Here is a 20645-nt window from a genome sequence, read left to right on the forward strand (position 1 = left end):
GCATTGACCAGTTTCTAATGGAAATTATGATGCTTATTTCACAAGTACACTTTTTTCCGACAAATGAATTGCGGTACGCTTATCAAGGCGACCACTGATTTGAGTCAGAGCCAACGCAACAAGTACGACCACGGCACCAATCCAAGGGGTATGCATCAATCCCATTTCAGACACAATCATACCTCCTCCCCAAGAGCCAAGAGCAATACCAACGTTAAACGCCGCAATGTTTAGACCAGATGCAACATCCACAGCATCAGGGGTGTATTTTTCAGCCAGTTTCACTACATAAACTTGTAAGCCAGGAACATTACCGAATGCAAAAGCCCCCCAAACTAAAATAGTCGCTACCGCTGCGATAGGGTTAACAGCAGTAAAGTTAAATATCACTAGGATAGTCGCGAGTCCTGCAAAAATAATCGTCAGCGCTTTAATTGGTCCCATCTTATCGGCCATTTTTCCGCCCCAAATATTACCAATCGCCACGGATACACCGTACACCAACATAATTAGGCTAATAGCATTGGCACTAAATCCTGTTTCCTGCTGCAAAATTGGAGCAAGGAAAGTGAAAGCAGTAAATGTACCACCGTAACCCAATGCCGTAATCGCATAAACGAGTAGTAGCCTTGGCTGGGTTAACACTTTTAACTGCGATGACAGTTTAGCGGCAGCAGGCTGTTTTAGGTTGCTTGGCACTAAGAAAGCACTACCAATCAACGCAATCAATCCCAATAGCGCAACAATCAGAAAAGTCGATTGCCAACCAAAGGTTTGACCGATGTAAGTGCCAAGTGGCACGCCTGTCACTAGCGCAACAGTTAATCCTGTAAACATAATCGCAATCGCGCTTGCTGCTTTTTCTTTAGGTACAAGACCTGTAGCAATCGTAGAGCCGATAGAGAAAAACACACCATGAGCCAAACCAGTCAAAATGCGAGCAAAGATAAGGGTGTTGTAACCTGGTGCTTGCCAGGCCAATAGATTGCCGATCACAAATAATGACATAACCGAAAGTAACACGTGTTTACGGTTCCACTTACCGGTTAAAGCGGTTAATACCGGTGCGCCTATCGCGACACCCAATGCGTAAAGGCTCACTAGCAGTCCTGCGGATGGTAATGAGACATTTAAGTCAGAAGCCATCGTCGGGATCAGCCCTACGATCACAAATTCTGTCGTTCCAATAGCAAAGGCGCTTAGCGTCAATGCGAGAAGTGCTAATGGCATATCATTTACTCTCTTTTATAAGGTTTTAGTGCACAGCCGATAATCTGATTACCAACCAGTTGCTGTGTCGCTAATCGATGTGAGGATTCTGCACGGAAATTACTTTGCAAAAAATAGGTTATTTAACAAATGATATTTGTTATAAATGCAATAATTAAAACTAAATCGTTAAGTAAATGGTGAGTAAGCATGAGGACGAAATCGGATGATTTAGAAATTCTACTTTCTGTGGTCGATACTGGCGGGTTTACGGCGGCAGCATATAGTTTAGATATACAGGTCGCACGGGTATCGCGAGCAGTGAGTAAGGTGGAAAGCCAACTTGGCGTGACCATATTAAACCGAACGACAAGACGGATTGAATTAACGGATGAGGGACGGCAATTTGTGGATTCGGTACGAATTGGATTGATGCAGTTACAACAAGCGGAAGAAGAGATCATATCCCGTGGAGAATTACCCAAAGGGCGACTGCGTGTTGATGCCGCTAGTCCGTTTGTGTTTCACCAGTTAGTCCCACTCGTTCAGCCATTCAATCAAGCCTATCCTGATATTGAGTTAGAGATGACCTCCAATGAGGGTTTTGTTGATTTACTAGAAAAGAAAACCGATATCGCTATTCGTATAGGCGCATTAAATGATTCAACCTTACATGCTAGGCCTCTTGGCCGAAGTTTACTTCACATTGTTGCTTCACCTGATTATTTATCAAAGCGCGGCTTTCCGAGTAAGAGTAGTGATTTGGAACATCACGATACCATCGGCTTTTCAACACCAAAAACACTTAATGAATGGCCGCTGAAAGGATTTTCAGGACTGACACCAACTCTGACTTCAAGTAACGGTGAAACGGTTAGACAACTTGCTTTGATGGGAAATGGAATCGCCTGTCTATCGGGCTTTATGGTGAAAAGAGATATTGCGGAAGGAAGATTAATTGCCTTGTTAGAAGGTGAAAAAATCGGCAACTCAGGCAGGGAGCAAATTAATGCGGTTTACTATAAGTCTTCTTCTGTTGCCAAGCGGATTTCTGCTTTTATCGATTTTATTCAGCCGAAACTGGATCTGTAAATCGTTCCAAGTGAGGTAACTTCGTACCTCGCTTAGGCTATTTCTTCTAGCACCTTGGACAAAACAGATACCTATAAAAGTCGATGTATTATTGCAATTTTAACAAGTATCATTTGTCTTTATTGCTATCAATGTGCTGCGGTGATTTTGTTAGTATTCCCCTCAAGAAATAAGAGGGCTTATTATGTCTAAATCACTTTTTCAACCTATAAAATTGGGGGTGTTGACTCTCAAAAACCGCGTCGTCATGCCTCCTATGACACGCTCCAGAGCAAGTCAACCTGGCGATGTCGCTAATGAAATGATGGCGACTTATTACGCGCAGAGAGCCAGTGCAGGTTTAACTGTCTCCGAAGGCACACAAATTTCACCCAATGCAAAAGGCTATGCATGGACGCCTGGTATTTACACACCTAAGCAAATCGAAGGCTGGCGTAAAGTGACTGAAGCAGTACATGCTGAAAATGGCGCAATTTTCGCGCAGCTTTGGCATGTAGGTAGAGTCACTCATCCCGACAATATCGGTGGCGAACAACCGATTTCTTCATCAGCGTTAAAAGCGGAAAACGTAAAAGTATTCGTTGATAATGGCAGTGATGAACCTGGTTTTGTTGACGTCGTGCAGCCTAGAGCAATGACAAAATCGGATATTCAACAAGTCATCGCAGATTATCGTCAAGCGGCATTGAATGCCGTTGAAGCTGGCTTTGATGGCATTGAACTTCATGCGGCGAATGGTTATTTGATCAACCAATTCATAGACTCGGAAGCTAATAACCGTAACGATGAATACGGTGGTAGCCTGGAAAATCGTCTTCGTTTTCTTGATGAAGTCGTTGCAGCATTAGTTGAAGCGATTGGCGCTGACCGTGTAGGTGTTCGTCTGGCTCCGTTGACTACCTTAAATGGCACCGTAGATGCGAACCCTATCGAGACCTATACCGCAGCAGCAGCGGTACTGAATAAGCACGGTATTGTATATCTGCATATTGCTGAGGTCGATTGGGATGACGCCCCCGATACGCCAGTCTCTTTTAAACATGCCTTACGAGAGTGTTACCAAGGCGTTTTGATTTATGCAGGTCGTTATAATGCGGAAAAAGCTGAACAAGCTATTAATGACGGTCTGGCTGATCTGATCGGCTTTGGCCGACCTTTTGTGGCGAATCCTGATCTTCCTGAACGTCTACTTCACGGCTACCCATTGGCAGAGCATGATCCAAACACCTTGTTTGGTGGCACTGAAAAAGGGCTTATTGATTATCCAACGTATAAGGCTTAAGGGGAAAATATGTTTAATATATTTAAAGGTGACGCACTCAAGACAAGAAACCGTATTGCAATGGCTCCGATGACTCGTTCACGCACATCTCAACCTGGTGACGTGCCAAACGAGATGATGGCAACTTACTACCGTCAGCGTGCCAGTGCAGGTTTGGTTGTCACTGAAGGTGCACCGGTCTCAGCCGTAGGTCGAGGCTACTCTATGACGCCAGGCATTTACACAGAAGAGCACATTGAAGGCTGGAAGAAAGTGACTCAGGCTGTCCATGAGGAAGGAGGGAAGATATTTATCCAACTCTGGCATGTTGGGCGGCGTAGTCATTCTGCTATTTCTGGTGAACAACCTTTGGCCCCGTCAGCCATTAAAGTACCCGATCAAGTTTTTGGTCCATTGTCAGAAGGTGGGTTCGGAATGATTGAAACAGAAACGCCGCAAGAAATGGCGCTTCAAGACATCGAGAATACAAGCGCTGATTTTGTCCAAGCGGCTAGAAATGCTGTCGAAGCGGGTTTTGACGGTGTAGAAATCCATGCTGCACACGGCTATCTGTTTGATACATTTATGCGTCTAGAGAGTAATCAACGTCAAGATCAATATGGTGGTAGTCAAGAAAACCGTATGCGATTTCTGTTGGAAACGTTACAAGCGGTCGTCAACGAAATCGGTAGCGATAAAGTCGCGGTACGCGTCTCTCCACACGTGATCGAAGGTTTTGCTGATGAGGATCCTGAAATCATTGAGGTTACGCTAAAAGCACTTGAAAAAATGGCACCGATGAACTTAGCTTATGTTCATTTTTCTGAGCGAATTTCTCGTTATGTTGACGTTCCAGAAACATTTCGTAAGCAAGTTCGCGAAGTGTATCCAAAGCCTATCATGATAGCAGGAAAGCTGACCAAGCAATCTGCACAACAGTTGCTAGATAAGCAGTATGCTGATTTCGTTGCCTTTGGTACTCCTTTCGTAACGAACCCAGATTTAGTTACCCGCTTTGCACATGATTTACCACTGAGTGAGTTTGATGCCAATGCAAGGCTCACCTTGTACGGAGGCGGAGAAGAGGGCTACATCGATTATACAACTTATCAGATCTAATCCACTTGGCACCAAGAGTAACTCTTTGGTGCCTTATCTTTTTCATTAAATAAACGGAAATGAGATGGAACAATATCAAATTTGGCAATATCAGTCGGAGACACGCAGTCTTACACTGGGTAAGGCAGAAAAGCCAACTTTAGATGACAACGAAATCTTGGTGGAAAACAAAGCGATTGGCATTAATCCTGTCGATTGGAAATTTATCAAGGCTAACCCTTTAAATTGGTCTAATGGTCATGTTCCTGGTGTTGATGGCGCTGGTATCATTGTACAAGTAGGAGCTAAAGTTGATACCAGTTTCGTTGGGTGTCGAGTAGCGTATCATGCTTCACTTAATCACTATGGTAGCTTCGCTGAATATACAGTTTTGAGTGCTGATAGAGTGATGATGCTGCCTGAAAGCTTATCGTTTGAACTGGCTGCGGCACTGCCTTGTCCGATGCTTACTGCATGGCAAGCATTTGAAAAGATCCCATTAACTCAACAGAGAGAAGTGCTTATTGTTGGTTTTGGGGCGGTTAACAATTTGCTATCCCAACTCTTGGTTAATGCTGGTTATGTTGTTGATGTCGTCTCTGCGAGTCTGAACGAAGAGCATGCAGAAAAGCTAGGCATTCGTCAGGTTTATCGAGAACAATCTCAAGTCAGCATTAAATATTTCGCTATTTTTGATGCGATAAGTGGAGAAAATGCCGCCCATCTAGTGCCACTGTTGAGAGCTAATGGACACATTATCTGTATTCAAGATCGCATACCTAAACCCATTGATCCTCCATTTACCCGTACTATTTCCTACCACGAAATAGCTCTAGGAGCATTACATGAATTTGGTGATAAAAAAGATTGGTATACATTGATGCAAAATGGTGAAGCGTTACTTAAACGTGTTGCGAATGGCAGCGTTGAAGTTGGTTTTCCAATCACTCTTGCGTTCGAGAAAATGTTTGATGCATTGGAACATAGTGAATTTACCAAATTAAAAACGGTGGTCACATTGAGTTAAAATGTACTCTCCATTTTTTCTGGGAGCCACACAACTGGCTCCCTAAACATTGCCTAGATAGATGGGGGGGAGTAAAACTTGTATCTACGACTTTTAGCCTACCCACCTCGTTTGCTCAGGATAGTAGTTGAAATTCTTTAAACTTGGGTTTACTTGAACTGCAAAGCATAATTCCCTTTGCTTGACCGTTTAATGTCTCCGAAAATCCAATTGATTGCTACGATAGTTCTTAGGAGTAGCAAGAATAAAAAAGAATAAAAAAAGAATAAAAGGACAGGCAAATTAAAAAGTAAATTTTACAACAACGTCAAATCCGCTTTGCTTAGATTCTAGCGTATGGTGTTTGTGAGTAAGATTAAGCCGATAACCTTCAAAGTGAGGAAAATCTTAGGATAACAACCACACCAACTCTCAGCCTTAGTTGCTGATGCCAGTTACAAAGTTTTTAAATGACATTATCCGAGTTGGTAGCCACACATTCGATGCCTTTGCATCTTTATGAGTACTGAGGGAAAACTGGCTTTGCCGCCGACTAAAGTTGCACGTTGTTTTTCAAGTTGAGTACACACTTTTAGCCACTCTTGCTGCGTAAGACTCAGTCTTTGCAGAAGGGGAGGTAACTCGGGGTTAATACGCGCTTTTCCTTGCCTGAGTTGTCGCCCAGTCCAGTCGACTAGTTCCAGATAATCCATCAGCCTGAACGGGATCCCTGCTAACATGTCATTAGTTGAACTTCCCACAAACGGATGAAGACAAGGTGCGGTGTGTTGCCCCCGATTCAGAGCCTTGAGGCGGTCTTGAATTGAGGTATAGTCTGATGTTTCTGACCTTTTAGCCGTGCTTGCTCGAATGGGATTTAAGTCGGTATAAGCCATAGCGGCAAGTAGCGCTTTTTCATCTAATAGTGCCTGACTTTTGTAGCGACTTTCCCAGAAGTGTCCTGTGCAGTCCTCCTCTCGGTTCGCCTTCATCGCAATGTCAAAGTTCAGCTCGCGCATGAACCAACTAAGGCTGTACAAGCGCTCTCGCCACTGCTCTACGATTTCATAGACTGCGTTTAATTCGGCAACACTGTTTATCTGATTTGAAAGCAAGCGCTGTATTAGCAAGGGTTTTGTATGAAGCTGACTCCACCGCTCAATCACATCAAAATCCGACAATGCTTTCGCTTGCTGTTGATTGATATGTACCACCACATGATAGTGATTACTCATCACTGCATAGGCACAGATGTCGATACAAAAAACTTGGCTTAGTTGTTTGATTCTGGACTGTATCCAGCCTCGCCGATGCTCATAACTTGTTTGTGATTGTTCATCATAACCGCACAGAAATGTACGGCGAACACAGCGGGAAACGCAGTGATAGTACGGTGTAGCTTCTAAACAGACTTGCTGACTTCTAGCTTGGGTCATGATGGGCTCCGACGGTGAAATTTTCACCAATATAACCCACCGATTGATAGAAAGCTGGATCCCAACAGAATTTTACGGGAGACTTTGAAGTTTTATGAAATTACTAATCCATTTTCATAATATGCCTGTCCTTTTTGTTTTCTTTTTGTTTTTTTGTTTAGGAATCGACAATAGATGAAGTCAATATTCGTATCAGGGTTGCTTTTGCTATGCTGGCAAGTCCACGCTAATGAAGTAAAGTTGCCTAAATGTAAGATTGAAGCCGTGGTCGAGACACCAATAACCTTTTTCATCTCAGATTCAGTGATTAAAGGTTATGAAGTGGTCGATATTGAGGGGCATATTCAGCGTTGGCTGGATTTCTCTAACCAAGCTTTGCAGAATTCGTGCATTCCGCTTACGAGAACATTGGATAAAATTATCTTTACACCCGAAATTTTGGGTGAAGAAAGTGAAGAGTTGTCAGTTGTTCATGCTTTCTTAGAATATTATTACCCGCAAGAAATCGAAGCACTAAACAATGCTAAAGCTAAGTTTTATGGACTCATCTATAAGACAAATCTTTCTAAATTTACCAGTGAGTGGTGCGGTGAAACTAACGCTTCGGTTTATGCCAAATTTTTTACTATTGGTCTGACATGTAAAGATCATGTATTAGAGCATGAGCTAGGACATTTGGCTTGGGCAAGTCATGATATGGATACGTTATCCACTCAAACTGACGGAATGCCATTTGATCTATCAAATCAACTACCGCTAAGCGTAAAACACAAAGTGAAAAAGTACTCCTACGGCTATATTTGCGGTGGGAAAGGAACGATCATGGCGTACGCTGACCAAACACACCCCTTTTATTCATCTCCAACCATCAGTTATGGCAGCATAGTTTGTGGCAATGCTCACTACGCAGACAATGCAAGGGTTCTGCGTGAATACGCTTTGAGTTTAGTGGGTGAGTAAACCGTGCTATATGTAAAGCGGGTGATTTGATCGTCAACCGAATACGATCAATAAAGACAACATACCGCTTCCCATGGAAGCGGTATGTTGTAATAGGGCAATATCGCTTTAAAGATAACGTGAGCGAAGATGCTGTTGGAAGTATAAAGGATTCAACACTTCCCCTGTTGCTGATTTAACCAATTCATCCGTCGTTAGCAAACTACCTTTACTCCAAATATTCTCACTTAACCAATGGAAGATTGGCGTAAGGTCGCCACTGCGAACCGCTTCATCTACATTCACCGTTTGCTTCATTGCCGCCATAAACTGCGCTGCATACATCGCGCCTAATGTGTAGCTTGGGAAGTAGCCGAAGCTTCCATCTGTCCAATGAATATCTTGCATACAACCATCTTTGAAGTTGCCTTGCGTGGAAAGTCCAAGGTATTGCTGCATCTTGATATTCCATAATTCAGGGATGTCTTGATATTCAATGACGCCGTTCATCAAATCACGCTCCATTTCATAGCGTAGGATCACGTGTGCAGGGTAGGTGAGTTCGTCTGCATCGACGCGGATAAAGCCCGGTTGAACGCGGGTGTAGATCTTTTGCAGGTTTGCGACTTCAAATGTGGCGGCGTTGTTTTCAGTAAACAGTTGCGTCGCAAGTGGTGAAAGTTTATTAATAAACTCGTTGCTACGCCCAAGTTGCATTTCAAACAGCAGCGACTGAGATTCATGGATGCCCATAGAACGCGCTTCACCCGCAGGCAGCCCTGATAAACCGTTGGGTAGACCTTGCTCATAACGCGCGTGTCCGGTTTCATGTACGATGCCCATAAGCGATTGAGTAAAATCCTGCTCATCGTAGCGCGTCGTTATTCGGACATCTGACGGCACGCCACCGCAGAATGGGTGAGAACTGATATCCAAGCGACCATGGTTGAAATCAAAGCCGAGTAGCTTCATCACTTCAAGACCGAGTTTGTTCTGTTGCTCGATTGAATAGCGCTCATTTGGCATCAATACCTTTTCTTGGCTCTGCTTGTCGATGACTTGCTGAGTCAGATCAGGTAACCAACTGGTGAGATCACCAAACAGCTTGTCTAATTGCTCTGTGGTCGTGCCCGGCTCGTAAATATTGAGCATAGCGTCATAAGGGGTCAGACCGGTTGCGTCGGCACGAATTTGTGCTTCTTGGCGAGAAAGGTTAACGACCTCGGCAAAGTTGGCGCTAAAGCCATTCCAGTCGTTGTCTCCACGTTGAGTTCGCCAAGCATGTTCACATTTCGAGCCAGCTAATGATTTGGCTTTTACCAATTGTTCGGGAACCACGGTCGTTAGTTGCCAAGTGCGGTGCATCTCGCGCAAGCTGGCACTTAGTTCAGAATTCAGTGACTCACTCTGCGCTTTATCAAACCATTCACCCAGTTGAGGTGCGGTAGAGAGTTGATGAATGTGCAGTGAAAGCTGAGCCATCGCTTGCGAACGTGCCTCGTTACCACCGGATGGCATCATCGCCGCTGCATCCCAACCGCTAATCGCAGATAGGTGGCCGAAGTTAGAAATAGTTTTATAGTGTTCGACAAGTTTGGTGTAATATTCCATTTCTTTACCCTTGTACATCAATGATCTAGCCAAGTTAACACGTATTGCTGATAGCGAAAAGTATCGGATAATCAATAATGACTATGGCACTCGCAGCGTGATCAGCAAATGGAGCTTGTAGGACGTGCTAAATATTTTGAATTTTGAAGCATTTATTATTGCTATCACCATACTGACATTAACACCCGGATTGGATACTGCACTGGTGTTACGCAATACCAGTCGAGCCGGTTTTTCTGATGGTGCGGTGACCAGTTTCGGTATCTGCCTGGGTTTATTTGTCCATGCCACCTTATCGGCGCTGGGTGTGTCGTTTATATTAACCCAATCAGCGGAGCTATTTTACCTAGTCAAAGCGGTTGGGGCAGCCTATCTAATTTGGCTTGGGATCGGCAGTTTACGTGCTGCGACCACACCGCAAGGAATTCGGGTCGATGTTGGCACAAAGCAAGACCTTTCAGTGTTGCGCTCTTTGCGAGAGGGCTTTTTATCTAATGTGCTTAATCCTAAAACCGCGGTATTCTATTTAGCCTTTTTACCCCAATTTGTTAATCCAGAACATTCACCGTTGATTCAATCGCTTGTGATGGCGGGCATTCATTTTATTATTGCAATGATCTGGCAATGCGGGCTGTCGGCGATGTTGAACGGTGCTAAGAAGTTGCTCAATAGCAGTGGCTTTATGCGCTGGATGGAAGGGATTACTGGCGCGGTATTAGTGATTCTGGGGATAAAGCTGCTGTTTGAAAAGGGGGAGTTTTAAGCTAAGCAGAGCGTCAAAGGCTCCGCCTAACTTATAGTCAAGTGACCTCAAGATGCAGAATTAATCGCGAGGTTTATTGCCAACACCATGATTCTCTTTCTGCATTAAGGTGAACTTACCAAACCCCAACTTTTTGAAGTGATTGTCACGATAGTTACGCACGGCTTTGGTGTCGGATATCGCTTCAATTTGCTGTTCCATTTTCAAAAATTCAGTCAGGTCGATACCTTCAGCTTCCGCTACCGCCTCGTGAATATTACGGTGCTGTTGATACGAAAACGTCAGTGTTTTCTCTTGGTCTTTATATTGATAAATGATGGTACGAGCCATAATTTGTTTACCTAAATCTAATTGAAATATGGACAGGCGCTAGATTCTGCCTTGAAGCGGGATAATTGTCACGCTTTCACCGACTTTTACCATATCCACATGAGGCGCTATTTCGATTAAGCAGTTCGCTTCACTCATCGAACGTAAAATACCAGAGCCTTGTTTACCTGTGGTTTTGACACTCAATTGCCCGCTTTGTGGGTCGAAGTCGTAGATACCTCGACTAAATTCGGTGCGACCTTGACGAGAACGTAGGGATTCCGACGCTATCGCGGTGACTTTGAGTGGCGTAAACTCTCGGACACCTTGCATTTTCTTAATCGCGGGTTCGACAAAATTAATAAATGAAACCATCACCGCCACAGGGTTGCCCGGCAGACCGAAGAACGGCACCTGATCAATATGTCCAAAGGCCAAAGGGCGACCGGGACGCATATTGATACGCCAAAAATCGACATTACCGCGTTTTTCTAGCACATTTTTAATGAAGTCTGCATCGCCAACGGAGACGCCTCCAGAGGTAATGATCATATCCGCTTGCTCACTTGCGGTGACGATCGCTTGCTCCATCTCGGATTCATCATCCGCTAAAATGCCCAAATCTAAGATGTTACAGCCCAACTGGGTTAACATGGATTTTATGGTGTAACGATTGGAGTCGTAGATAGAGTTTGCTTTAAGAGGCGAACCCGGCGCTTGCACTTCATCACCAGTAGAGAACACCGCCACCTTAAGTTGTTTAATGACCGATACTTGGTCAATACCCAACGAGGCAATCATACCAAGTTCCGCCGATTTGATAGCGGTGCCAGCAGTAAACACGGGTTTACCCTGTGCTAAATCTTCACCCGCCTGACGCACATTCTGACCTTGCTTAATGACGGCTTCGCCAAAAGAGACTCGATCGGCGGAAGTCACGGCTTGCTCACGCATCACAACCGTATCGCCACCGCTTGGCATCGGCGCGCCAGTCATAATTTGGATCGCTTGACCCGCTTGCAATTCGCCCTCAAAACCGTAGCCCGCCATTACAGAGCCAACCACTTTAAAATCGCTCGACCCAATATCGTCACCACGAATGGCATAGCCATCCATCGCCGAATTAGTATATGCAGGCACATTGATTGGCGAGGCTATATCAGTGGCAAGAACACGACCTAAAGCTTGCTCTAGCTCAACCGATTCGCTTTGCTTCAATAAAGGGATCGCATCAAGGATCTTTTGTTGTCCCTGAGTCACCGAAAGCAGTGCAGGGGAAAGGGTATCGCAACAGTTGGCAGCCGAGGCTTTACTGTCGGCATCAAGATAGTTGATGACTAGAGCTTTAATTGCTGAAAGATCATTAATATCGACCGTAGGCAGCGACGTTTCTGGTTGACTGTCACAGGCAATCGCGATGATGTTGTTGTCGTTCACATATAACCACGGTTTGCCCACTTGCTGTCGGTTTAACTCTATCTTGGGAAAGGCGATATTCTTGCAGCCCTCAACCAAAATCAGATCTAAGCCTTGATGATCAAAGCGAGCCAGCAAATGTTCAAACTCGGCTTCCGCCTCGGGTGTCTCGGTCATTAGCGCATGACGATAACGAGAGGCTATCAACATCTGGCTCGCACCCGCTTTGCGTAGGCGATAACTGTCTTTGCCCGGTTTATCAACGTCGAAATTATGATGAGCATGTTTTAGCACACCAACACGAAGACCAGACTCGGTTAATAACGGTAACAGTGCTTCGAGTAAGGTGGTTTTTCCGGTGCCGCTATAAGCGGCGAAACCAAGGATAGGGACGTTATTGATGGTTTTTTTTATCATTGGACGCTCAATTATTGTCTTATGCGATTATTGTTTTGTGGAGCTAATGTTTTGTGGAGCTAATGTTTTGTGCAGCTAATGTCTTGTGCAGCGAGTTGCTGCAATTCTTCTGGCGTATTTAAATTGATAAAACACGCTGGGTGTTGTGAGAAATCGACATACTCAGTGTGACACTCTTTATAGAGTAAGATAATTTTCCGGTCACCGCGCTCAAGAAAAGCTTCTAATGGTGCGAGTGCTCTCTTATGGAACATAGTAAACACAGGCTGATGGAACTGACCATCGTGTGCGACGAGAATATCCGCTTCATTTGTCACACTGTCACAAAACCGCTTCACTAAATCATCGCTGATAAAAGGACTGTCACAAGGGACGAAACCGACCCAATCGGTGTCGGCGGCGGACAAAGCAGCGTGAATGCCACCTAAAGGCCCCGGATAATCAGCAAAGGTATCGGTAATAACAGGGGCATATTGCTGATAACGCTCAAGGTTGCGATTCGCGTTGATAGACACTCGGTCCACTTGTTTAATAAGGCGAGAAAAGACATGCTCAATCAAGGGTTGCCCACGAAACTCAATCAATCCTTTATCATTGCCCCCCATCCGTGAGGCTTGCCCGCCGGCCAAAATTACCCAACTAGTCTGAGTTGGAGACAACATAGGTACTCTCTCTGTTGTGATTGGTTTTGTCGATGACTTGTAATAATGGCGATTCTACCAAGGTACACTCTTTTATCCACCACTGTTTGTGGCATAACTTGGTGAGTTCATTGGAATGATGACTGGTCACCACGATGCTAGAACCGTGAGCCAATAAGTCTTGCGCCATTGTTACCAGTTTGGCGGTTGATTCTTTATCGAGTGACGCGCTAGGTTCATCCATTAATAAGATTGAGGGTTTAAGCACCCAAGCACGTGCCATTGCTACGCGCTGTTTCTCACCGCCGGACAATACCGAAATATGTTCATCCGCGAGGGTTTCTAACCCGACCATTCTCAGTGCGTTGATCACTTCTGAACGTTTGAGTTGGGCATCTTTAATCTTGTGCTTCAAACCATAGGCAACGTTGTTGAACACGCTACCATCAAACAAGTAAGGAGACTGGTGCAGATAGATCACATCTTTGCGACCCAAGTTGCCCGTTAATCGACCAAGCAAACAGGCGTTCTTGGGTAAGATTTCACCACAAGTGGGCTTGATAAGACCCGCTAAAATTTTTAATAAGGTGGTTTTGCCAACGCCATTCGCGCCCTTGAGATAGACCGCTTCATTAGGACCAATCGTGAGACTGGGAATATGAAAAAGCACACGGTCTTTGAACCGCATTGATACCTGTGTTGCATGTAATTGTATTGTCATTATTTGCCATGCTCCTACAACTGGGACTTCCATTGAACAGCCAATCCCCATTATCACGGTATGTCGACGCTACCATGGGGTTATTATAGTGGTAGATAATTAATTTGAGCCAGATTAGCTCCTTAATACCCCTCGACCTCGCATCGACGACAGCATAAAGTTCAGAATCAGCGCTAAAATCAGTAACACGATCCCCAGCGCAACACCTTGAGCAAATGCGCCCTTGTGGCTCTCCATCGCAATCGCGGTTGGGATATTACGGGTTAACCCCATAATGTTGCCGCCCACCATCATTGAACAACCGACCTCGGTAACAATACGAGAGTAGCCGGCAATAATCGCCGCTAGGATCGGAAAGCGCGCTTCCCATACCAGCGTACCGAGTGTACGCAATCGTGATACGCCAAGGGTGACGGACGTTTCTAATACGCGGCGATCGGTACTTTGCAGCGCGCCATGCATCATCGAAACCAACACCGGAAAACAGATTATCATTTGCCCGAGAATCATCGCGCGTTGGGTAAATAGCATCTGCCAATCCCCCAAAGGACCAGAACGGGATAAAAACATATAAAGCAATAAGCCAATAACCACGGTAGGAACGGCTTGCAAGGTATTAATCACCGAAAGGAGAAACCATTTGCCAGTGAAATGGCGATAAGCAAGGAAGTAGGAGACAAGAATGGCGGGTAATATCACGATACTGATCGCAGATAGGGAAACCGAAAAAGAGACGCCAACTATCTTCCAAAGATCTTGGTCAAAGCTAAAAAGGAGGCTTATCGCCTCCATCGTCGTTTGGGTAATATCCATTAATTACTGTGGGTCCGCATTAGCAACAAACAGTTGTTCATCCATCTTTTTGTAGTTATTGATCATTGCTTGCCCCTTGTTTGACACTAACCATTGACTCAGCGCTTCCGCCCCTTTGGTATTCAAGTCAGTATAGCGCTTTGGATTCACAATGATGACTTGATAAGGGTTAAACAGTTGCTTGTCACCCTCAAACACAATTTTAAGTTCTAGCTTGGCTTGGTAAGCTAACCAAGTGCCGCGGTCCGTCATCGTATAAGCCTGCATCTCAGAAGCCATATTGAGTGTGGGTCCCATACCTTGACCGACAGAACGATAGCCACCGAATGCCGGCTCAATCTTGTTTTGTGCCCAGAGTTGCAGCTCTTTTTTATGAGTACCTGAATCGTCGCCACGAGAAACAAACACAGAATTAGTGGTCGCTATGGTAGCAAATGCACTGCCAATAGTGGTCTGCTCTGCTACCTTTGCAGGGTCCGTTTTGGGACCTACGATCACAAAGTCGTTATACATCACCTTACGAGGCTCAATACCGTAGCCCGCAGCGACAAAAGCCGCTTCTGCTTTTGGTGCGTGTGTCATTACGATATCCACATCACCATTTTCTGCCATTTTTAAAGACTTACCTGTGCCAGCGGCGATAACATCCACGGTGTAACCGGTCTGTTTAGTAAATTCAGGTAGAAGATAATCAAGCAACCCCGAATGATAAGTGCTGGTTGTGGTCGCCAATTTGACTCGGCTTTCAACGGGTACATTGTCACTCGCTATGGTGAATGTGCTAACTGAAACCGCCGTGAATAGAAGTGCGCTGTGTGTGACTATACGTGATAAGCGTGAAAATGAAGTTGTTGTATTCATTACTGTGTTTTTCCTTAACAAAGTTCCTTAACGAAAGTTCCTTAACGAAATTTCGAGATTCGGTGTTACTCACAACCTGTAGGTAAAAACCCTCAGAGATTATGAGGACAATGCCATAATTTTCATAATAATAAACAAAAATTCCGTCAGAATTTGCTAAATTTTCACAAACTTAGATTTTAGTGGGTTAGATTGAGACAAATTGTCGCAATAATATTACTTACAACGACAACTCCGTTGCTACACTTGTTTTAAATGGGAACAATAACAGTCGGTTATGAGCACTTTACAAACCCCAATATCACCCGTCCAGCAAGCTTCACAATATTCGGCATTCTCGGTCCTTATCGTAGATGATGAGCCCGGTATGCGTACCATTCTGACCAAAGCCCTCAATAAATGGTTTGGTAATGTCTCAACCGCCTCGAATATCGAACAGGCTGAACAGTTACGCCAGCAGCAACACGTTGACTTAATTGTTTTAGATATCAATCTGCCAGGTCGGTTAGGCACTGAATGGGAAGAAGCGTTTAATGACCCAAGCAAAAAATCCGATGTTATCTTTATGACGGGCTATGCGGATCTGGAACTGGCGATTAGCGCCTTAAAACTTGGCGCTGCCGACTTTATCTTAAAGCCATTTAATCTCGATCAAATGCTAAAAGCCGTCAGTCGCTGTATGGATCGCCGCTTATCCGAGCGCATGAATATCGCTTTAGCTCGAGAAGTTCAGCAGAAACATAGCAAGCAGATCATCGGGCAATGCGAGGCAACCTTACAGATGTTGCAATTGATTCAACAACTCGCACCGTCAAAAGCCAGTGTGTTAATCGAAGGGGAATCGGGTACAGGTAAAGAGTTAGTCGCCAGAGAGTTACATCAGTTCAGCCAAAGAAAAGGCCCTTTTGTGGCGATCAACTGCGGTGCACTGGCTCCCGAATTGCTGGAAAGTGAACTGTTTGGTCATACTGCCGGCGCATTTACTGGCGCAAATAAGAGTCGAGAAGGTCTGTTTCGTGTCGCCAGTGGTGGAACACTATTCCTTGATGAAATCGGCGAGATGCCACTAACGATGCAAACAACCTTGCTTCGAGTTCTTGAGCAGCGCACCGTTCGACCGGTGGGAAGTGAAAAAGAAATCAACGTCGATGTTCGAGTGCTAGCTGCCACCAACCGCAGCTTAGAGCAAGAAGTCGAGCAGGGCTGTTTCCGCCAAGATCTTTACTATCGTTTAAACGTGGTAAAAATAGATGTTCCTCCTTTGAGAGAACGCCGCGACGACCTTTCTGACTTGGTTCCCTATTTTACCCGTCAACTCGCGGCAGAAGTGGGGGTCGCTGAACCACAATGGGCACATCAAGATATGCTGGCGATGCAAGCTTACTCTTGGCCCGGCAATGTACGTGAATTAAGAAATATGCTGGAACGTTGTATTTTGTTGAAGCGCACCCCGGCAGATCTGCTTGACGATAATGGGGATTTTGACACCGAACAAGCTAAACTGACAGCCAGTCGCCAAAACCAAGATAGTGCGTCATGTTTCGGTTATCCCAGTCACTGGTCGCTTAAAAAAGTAGAGAAATCTCATATTCAGCAAGTGGTTGAGCATCACGATGGCAATAAGTCCGCAGCATCAAGAGATCTCGGCGTTGCCCGTAAAACCCTTGAACGCAAGTACAAAGATTGGTTAAACGGTGAAGATTGCGATGAGTAATCTGAATAAATGGCTGTACCGCGGTCGCTCTATGGTTCGCTATCGCTTACTGTTTCTAACTTCTGCGCCGATACTGCTAACACTGCTCGCCTTGTTTGCGATTACGGCATACTGGTCAGTACATTACACTTGGCAAAGCGCTTTGGTTGATGTCACCGAACGACTGCATAGCGCCAATAATACGCTCACTCAGATCCAAGATCGTAAAGCAGCCACGGTTGAAAATATCGCTAACTCCTTTTCATTCCAAAATAAGCTCAATCAAGCAGAATCTCCCCAAGAGATTAAGCAATGGCTGAACACTCAGAAGCAGTCCGCTCAACTCGACTTTTTGGTCTGGCACCCTGCAAACTCGCAAACGGAGCAGTCGTTCAATAAACAAACGGAAACTTATTTTCAAGTATTAGCTCCCGAACAAACAGCCCAGCTTGATCAGCAGTTAACAACAAGTGCGCAAGTCAGACACCAAGAGCAAGACTATATAGAGCAACGTTCACTGGTCAGTCGGACACAGGTCCCTGTATTTACCTCCGATAGCGAATTATTGGGTTATCTGGATGGTGGCTTTCTGCTAAACAACAATTATCCTTTGGTCGATCAATTGCGTGACACGGTTTATCCGTTACAGCAGAAATCGCAACAGCAAGGTTCTGTAACGCTTTTCCTTGGCGATCTTCGCATTACTACGAATGTTCCGACGAGCGCCCAGTTAACCGATCATCGCGCAACGGGCACCTTAGTCTCGAATGAGGTTAAGCAGGCCGTCTTGAATGAGGGAAAAGTTTGGGCTGACAAAGCGTATGTTTATGACCAGTGGTACATTGCTGGTTATCAGCCGTTAACAGATAAGCAAGACAACATTATTGGCATGTTGTACACCGGCTATCTTATTTCACCGCTGATTAAAACCTATATCACCAATCTGGGTGAAGTGACGGTGATCGTCCTCCTGCTATTGCTGGTTTCCGGTTTTATCGTTTATCGGGGAGCAAGGGATCTCTTTCGTCCTATTGAGCATATTCATCGTGTGGTCAAATTAATACAGATTGGAAAAGATGAGCAGAGAATTGGCGACCTTGGACTGAGTGATAAGCATGAGCTGACGCAACTCGCAAAGCAGTTCGATAATATGCTTAATCAACTGCAATATCGAAACATACAGATCCAAGAGGCCGCCCATGAACTTGAGAGTAAAGTCGAAAGCCGGACGGCGAGCCTCAAAGAAAAAACCGAACAGCTAGAGCTGCATATTCAGCTATTAAATCAGACGCAAGATAAACTGATCACCAGTGAAAAACTGGCCGCATTAGGGGAGCTTACCGCAGGCATTGCCCATGAAATTAATAACCCAACCGCGGTGATTCTTGGCAACGTTGAACTGATTCGCCTTGAATTAGCTCAAGATGCACCGCGAGTAGAAGAAGAGATTGACGCGATACTGACCCAGATTGACCGTATACGCAATATTACCCGCAGCCTGCTGCAATACAGTCGTCAAGGCGGCGTACAAGACCAGATCACTTGGCAGCACGTTAATCCGATTGTTGAAGAGAGCGTTACCTTAGTGCGAACCGGCGCGAAAAAGCGGGATATTCAGTTTGTTAAGAAGCTTAATGCTTCGGTTTCCGTCGAGGTAAATCGCCATCACTTATTGCAAGTACTCGTGAACCTACAGATGAATGGCATCCATGCGATGCAAGGTAAGGGGACATTGCGATTAGAAACGGAAGATTGGATAGAAAATGATAAAACTTTGGGCGCTATGATCCACGTTGTCGATGAAGGAAGCGGGATTAGTGAAAGTAACCTTAAACGTATTTTTGACCCGTTTTTTACCACGAAGAGAGAGGGAACAGGCTTAGGCTTATCCGTCTCACAGAGTATTTTGAGTGAAACGGGTGGCGAGATTAAAGTCGAGTCTACACTGGGACAAGGCAGTCGCTTTACGCTGTATTTGCCTGTAAAAGCGGAGCAGCATACGATTATTTCTCAGGTTGGTTAGGTTGGCTCTCAATGACTCCGCCTTTCCAACCACTGTGTCTTCGCCTGCCAGGTTATGTCTTTCCCAACCACGTCACGTTTTTCCTGCGGAGGCAGGAACCTACTTAAGTGGGGCACTTGCTGTAATAAGATCCCTTCCTTCGAAGGGATGACGTAGACAGGTGCGGATGACGTAGATATGTACGGGTAACGTAGAAGCGTACCGCTGCGTGTGGCCTGATTCGAACGTCTTTCCTAACCATAACGCCATACCCAACCATAACGTCTTTCCTAACCACTGTTTTTCCCAACCACAACGTCTTTCCTGCGGAGGCAGGAACCTACTTAAGTGGGGCACTCGCTGTAATAAGATCCCTTCCTTCGAAGGGATGACGTAGTGTGGGGCGAATGACGGTGTGTGGGTCGATGACGTAGTGTAGGGCGGATGACGCAGTTTTACCGTGTCTTAAACCTGCGTCTTTACCGTAATTTGCGGTGGCTTAATACTATGCTTTTGAAATTCACTCATGACCCGCAACGTGATGTCGGTTTCAAACAGTTTCTCATACGCGGTATCCACCACATAAGCCTTACACGTCAGTTGAATCGCTAAATAGCTATCACTAATAGTCTGCTTGACCAATACCGTGACCGGCTTAGGAAGATGCACATAACGGCTAGAAGAGGCGGCCTCTTGAATAAGGTTACGCGCTAACACGATGTCTTCGTTCATACCGATATAAAAGGGAATGACCACCTGCATATCCAGTTCGCCGTAGTTGCCGCTGACCGTGACTTCACTGAGGAACTTGTTGTTGGGGATCGTGATAATGTCGTCAGTTAAAGTACGCATACGCACCGAACGTAACCCTATCGTCAAAATATCGCCATAATGCCCCTCAAAAGTGACCCTGTCACCCACTTGAAACGGTCTGTCGATCATCACCGTTAAGCCTGCAATAAACGAAGCGGCGAGGTCTTTCATAGCAAAACCTACTGATACCGCAAGCGTCCCGCCTATCAGCGCGAGTATATGGTCGTTAATGCGAAAACTCAGCATAAACACCACGATCCCCGCGGTTAAATAGACAAAGAACTGCAAAAAGGATTGTAGCTTCTGCAATAACATTCGGTATTGAACAAACTGCCCACCAATACTCTCTACCATGGAGTTCATAAACTTAATCAGTAACCAACAACCAGCAATAATAAAGACACTAAAAAACACCCCTGACCAGCGGATCAAAGAGGCGATTTGGGTAATATTCTCCATCGACACCGGTTCTTCCGTTGCGTAAGCGGAGGTCACACTCAAAACGAACAGCAGCACTGTCAAACAATAACGCAGCATGTGATCT

Annotated in this window: 18 protein-coding genes; 8 read left to right on the forward strand and 10 right to left on the reverse strand. The window is 45.2% G+C overall.

The window, feature by feature from the left end; translation table 11 throughout:
* Positions 1-33: 33 nt before the first annotated feature.
* Positions 34-1230: an MFS transporter gene (locus tag L9Q39_RS07010; protein ID WP_237484380.1), complete on the reverse strand. Its 1197-nt coding sequence runs from the start codon at positions 1228-1230 to the stop codon at positions 34-36.
* 189 nt (positions 1231-1419) lie between these two features.
* Between L9Q39_RS07010 and L9Q39_RS07015 the strand changes: the two genes are divergently transcribed.
* The 4 genes from L9Q39_RS07015 to L9Q39_RS07030 all read left to right on the forward strand — a co-directional run bounded on the left by L9Q39_RS07015 (position 1420) and on the right by L9Q39_RS07030 (position 5687).
* On the forward strand, positions 1420-2301 hold the full coding sequence (locus L9Q39_RS07015) for a LysR substrate-binding domain-containing protein (protein WP_237484381.1): 882 nt from the start codon (positions 1420-1422) through the stop codon (positions 2299-2301).
* A gap of 184 nt (positions 2302-2485) precedes the next feature.
* A complete protein-coding gene (locus tag L9Q39_RS07020; protein ID WP_237484382.1) occupies positions 2486-3583 on the forward strand; it encodes an alkene reductase in 1098 nt (365 codons plus the stop codon).
* Between the two features lie 9 nt (positions 3584-3592).
* Entirely contained in the window at positions 3593-4681 is a 1089-nt protein-coding gene (locus tag L9Q39_RS07025) for an alkene reductase (protein ID WP_237484383.1), read from the forward strand.
* Between the two features lie 64 nt (positions 4682-4745).
* Positions 4746-5687: a zinc-binding dehydrogenase gene (locus L9Q39_RS07030; RefSeq protein ID WP_237484384.1), complete on the forward strand. Its 942-nt coding sequence runs from the start codon at positions 4746-4748 to the stop codon at positions 5685-5687.
* Positions 5688-6142: 455 nt separating this feature from the next.
* On the opposite strand, the gene L9Q39_RS07035 is transcribed toward L9Q39_RS07030, so the two are convergent.
* Complete coding sequence (locus L9Q39_RS07035) at positions 6143-7102, reverse strand: transposase (RefSeq protein ID WP_237484385.1); 960 nt, start codon at positions 7100-7102, stop codon at positions 6143-6145.
* A 174-nt stretch (positions 7103-7276) separates the two neighbouring features.
* Here L9Q39_RS07035 and L9Q39_RS07040 point away from each other — a divergent pair, with 174 nt between their 5' ends.
* Complete coding sequence (locus tag L9Q39_RS07040; protein ID WP_237484386.1) at positions 7277-8062, forward strand: hypothetical protein; 786 nt, start codon at positions 7277-7279, stop codon at positions 8060-8062.
* Between the two features lie 108 nt (positions 8063-8170).
* On the opposite strand, the gene L9Q39_RS07045 is transcribed toward L9Q39_RS07040, so the two are convergent.
* Positions 8171-9652, reverse strand: a complete 1482-nt coding sequence (locus L9Q39_RS07045; protein ID WP_237485527.1) for a carboxypeptidase M32 — start codon at positions 9650-9652, stop codon at positions 8171-8173.
* Between the two features lie 124 nt (positions 9653-9776).
* Here L9Q39_RS07045 and L9Q39_RS07050 point away from each other — a divergent pair, with 124 nt between their 5' ends.
* The gene (locus L9Q39_RS07050; RefSeq protein ID WP_237484387.1) at positions 9777-10415 is read left to right on the forward strand and encodes a LysE family translocator; all 639 of its coding nucleotides are present in this window, start codon (positions 9777-9779) and stop codon (positions 10413-10415) included.
* A 60-nt stretch (positions 10416-10475) separates the two neighbouring features.
* Here the strand turns inward: L9Q39_RS07050 and L9Q39_RS07055 are convergent, their stop codons facing one another.
* The 6 genes from L9Q39_RS07055 to L9Q39_RS07080 all read right to left on the reverse strand — a co-directional run bounded on the left by L9Q39_RS07055 (position 10476) and on the right by L9Q39_RS07080 (position 15593).
* Entirely contained in the window at positions 10476-10745 is a 270-nt protein-coding gene (locus L9Q39_RS07055; protein ID WP_237484388.1) for a DUF2960 family protein, read from the reverse strand.
* Between the two features lie 39 nt (positions 10746-10784).
* Positions 10785-12554 carry a bifunctional molybdopterin-guanine dinucleotide biosynthesis adaptor protein MobB/molybdopterin molybdotransferase MoeA gene (locus tag L9Q39_RS07060; protein WP_237485528.1) on the reverse strand — a complete coding sequence of 590 codons (1770 nt, stop codon included), beginning with the start codon at positions 12552-12554 and terminating at the stop codon, positions 10785-10787.
* 62 nt (positions 12555-12616) lie between these two features.
* On the reverse strand, positions 12617-13219 hold the full coding sequence (gene mobA / locus L9Q39_RS07065) for a molybdenum cofactor guanylyltransferase MobA (RefSeq protein WP_237484389.1): 603 nt from the start codon (positions 13217-13219) through the stop codon (positions 12617-12619).
* Positions 13197-13919: an energy-coupling factor ABC transporter ATP-binding protein gene (locus L9Q39_RS07070; RefSeq protein WP_237484390.1), complete on the reverse strand. Its 723-nt coding sequence runs from the start codon at positions 13917-13919 to the stop codon at positions 13197-13199. The genes mobA and L9Q39_RS07070 overlap by 23 nt, the downstream gene beginning before the upstream one ends.
* A gap of 114 nt (positions 13920-14033) precedes the next feature.
* On the reverse strand, positions 14034-14732 hold the full coding sequence (locus tag L9Q39_RS07075) for an ABC transporter permease (RefSeq protein WP_237484391.1): 699 nt from the start codon (positions 14730-14732) through the stop codon (positions 14034-14036).
* A gap of 3 nt (positions 14733-14735) precedes the next feature.
* Entirely contained in the window at positions 14736-15593 is an 858-nt protein-coding gene (locus L9Q39_RS07080; protein WP_237484392.1) for an ABC transporter substrate-binding protein, read from the reverse strand.
* 277 nt (positions 15594-15870) lie between these two features.
* On the opposite strand from L9Q39_RS07080, the gene L9Q39_RS07085 reads away from it, so the two are divergent.
* Both L9Q39_RS07085 and L9Q39_RS07090 read left to right on the forward strand, forming a co-directional pair.
* Complete coding sequence (locus tag L9Q39_RS07085; RefSeq protein ID WP_237484393.1) at positions 15871-17307, forward strand: sigma-54-dependent transcriptional regulator; 1437 nt, start codon at positions 15871-15873, stop codon at positions 17305-17307.
* The gene (locus tag L9Q39_RS07090) at positions 17300-19309 is read left to right on the forward strand and encodes a sensor histidine kinase (protein WP_237484394.1); all 2010 of its coding nucleotides are present in this window, start codon (positions 17300-17302) and stop codon (positions 19307-19309) included. Before L9Q39_RS07085 ends, L9Q39_RS07090 begins: the two co-directional genes overlap by 8 nt.
* A 444-nt stretch (positions 19310-19753) precedes the next feature.
* Here L9Q39_RS07090 and L9Q39_RS07095 read toward each other — a convergent pair whose 3' ends face one another.
* A complete protein-coding gene (locus L9Q39_RS07095) occupies positions 19754-20638 on the reverse strand; it encodes a mechanosensitive ion channel family protein (protein WP_237484395.1) in 885 nt (294 codons plus the stop codon).
* Between the last annotated feature and the right edge of the window lie 7 nt (positions 20639-20645).

Origin of the sequence: Vibrio hippocampi (genome assembly GCF_921292975.1) — a bacterium.
Lineage (GTDB): Bacteria > Pseudomonadota > Gammaproteobacteria > Enterobacterales > Vibrionaceae > Vibrio > Vibrio hippocampi.

Excerpts from the sequence above, each read along its gene's own strand:
- L9Q39_RS07015 (WP_237484381.1), top strand. The coding sequence starts at position 1,420 with ATGAGGACGAAATCGGATGATTTAGAAATTCTACTTTCTGTGGTCGAT.
- L9Q39_RS07020 (WP_237484382.1), top strand. The coding sequence starts at position 2,486 with ATGTCTAAATCACTTTTTCAACCTATAAAATTGGGGGTGTTGACTCTC.
- L9Q39_RS07080 (WP_237484392.1), bottom strand. The coding sequence starts at position 15,593 with ATGAATACAACAACTTCATTTTCACGCTTATCACGTATAGTCACACAC.
- L9Q39_RS07070 (WP_237484390.1), bottom strand. The coding sequence starts at position 13,919 with ATGACAATACAATTACATGCAACACAGGTATCAATGCGGTTCAAAGAC.
- L9Q39_RS07010 (WP_237484380.1), bottom strand. The coding sequence starts at position 1,230 with ATGCCATTAGCACTTCTCGCATTGACGCTAAGCGCCTTTGCTATTGGA.
- L9Q39_RS07090 (WP_237484394.1), top strand. The coding sequence starts at position 17,300 with ATGAGTAATCTGAATAAATGGCTGTACCGCGGTCGCTCTATGGTTCGC.
- L9Q39_RS07075 (WP_237484391.1), bottom strand. The coding sequence starts at position 14,732 with ATGGATATTACCCAAACGACGATGGAGGCGATAAGCCTCCTTTTTAGC.
- L9Q39_RS07035 (WP_237484385.1), bottom strand. The coding sequence starts at position 7,102 with ATGACCCAAGCTAGAAGTCAGCAAGTCTGTTTAGAAGCTACACCGTAC.
- L9Q39_RS07085 (WP_237484393.1), top strand. The coding sequence starts at position 15,871 with ATGAGCACTTTACAAACCCCAATATCACCCGTCCAGCAAGCTTCACAA.
- L9Q39_RS07095 (WP_237484395.1), bottom strand. The coding sequence starts at position 20,638 with ATGCTGCGTTATTGTTTGACAGTGCTGCTGTTCGTTTTGAGTGTGACC.
- L9Q39_RS07045 (WP_237485527.1), bottom strand. The coding sequence starts at position 9,652 with ATGGAATATTACACCAAACTTGTCGAACACTATAAAACTATTTCTAAC.
- L9Q39_RS07055 (WP_237484388.1), bottom strand. The coding sequence starts at position 10,745 with ATGGCTCGTACCATCATTTATCAATATAAAGACCAAGAGAAAACACTG.
- L9Q39_RS07025 (WP_237484383.1), top strand. The coding sequence starts at position 3,593 with ATGTTTAATATATTTAAAGGTGACGCACTCAAGACAAGAAACCGTATT.
- L9Q39_RS07040 (WP_237484386.1), top strand. The coding sequence starts at position 7,277 with ATGAAGTCAATATTCGTATCAGGGTTGCTTTTGCTATGCTGGCAAGTC.
- L9Q39_RS07030 (WP_237484384.1), top strand. The coding sequence starts at position 4,746 with ATGGAACAATATCAAATTTGGCAATATCAGTCGGAGACACGCAGTCTT.
- mobA (WP_237484389.1), bottom strand. The coding sequence starts at position 13,219 with ATGTTGTCTCCAACTCAGACTAGTTGGGTAATTTTGGCCGGCGGGCAA.